The 744-nt window shown below is 69.8% G+C and carries 2 protein-coding genes; both read left to right on the forward strand.

Annotated features, from left to right (window positions below; translation table 11 throughout):
* The first annotated feature begins 64 nt into the window (after positions 1-64).
* On the forward strand, positions 65-220 hold the full coding sequence (locus AC1DWF_RS34090) for a hypothetical protein (RefSeq protein ID WP_476842909.1): 156 nt from the start codon (positions 65-67) through the stop codon (positions 218-220).
* A 164-nt stretch (positions 221-384) separates the two neighbouring features.
* On the forward strand, positions 385-744 hold a 360-nt coding region (locus AC1DWF_RS34095), incomplete at its 3' end, for a hypothetical protein (protein ID WP_476842908.1).

Genomic DNA, 744 nt, shown 5'->3' on the forward strand with positions numbered 1-744 from the left:
GCTCTACACTGGCGGCGCGCTGAACCGGGCGGAGCAGGCCTATCGGAGCTCCGAGCAGGCCTACCTGGCCGGCGGCCGCAACCTGCTCGACGTGCTGGACGCACTGCGGACCCTGAACGCGACGCGGGTGGCGGCGAACAATGCGCGGGCGCAGTACCTGACGGCGCTGGCGCAGTTGGAGTTCGCGACGGGCGTGGGCGGGTTGGCGCCGCGGTTGTAGAAAGAGCGAGGGGCGCCGCTCCTCGGTTCTTCTTTAACCGCGGATTTTGCGGCCTTTGCAATGGCCCGTGTTGCGTGGGGTGGAAGGTCTGGCTGTGCTGCGGCGAGCATGCGGGCGAGTAGCCCCTCGACGGTGATGCGGGGCGGTGTTCCGCGAGGGCTGGGGTGGATCACCACGCGGTCGATGAGGTTGCGGGCGGCTTCCCGAGCTGCGGGGTTGTCGCCTGCGGCCAGGGCATCACTGAGCCGGTCGACGCTGCGCCGATRGGCTTGGCCCAGGTTGGGCAGCAAGCGAAGCTKGATTGGTCTGGTGTCCTGCARGGCGAGGGTCAGACGGTCCCGCACCGCCTCCAGCCCGGTGATCTTGTCCTGCAGGCCAGAGCTGCGCAGTCCCTCGGCGGGGGCGTCGAGCAGGTTCGAGAGCTTGCGCTCGACGTCCTGCAGGTCCCGGCGCAGCATGTCGGCGTCGCGGCCCTGCTCGCCAGCCAGCCGGTTCCACTCCTGGGTGAAGGTCTCGGCGAAGGC

The organism is Aminobacter sp. P4_D5, assembly GCF_056401815.1.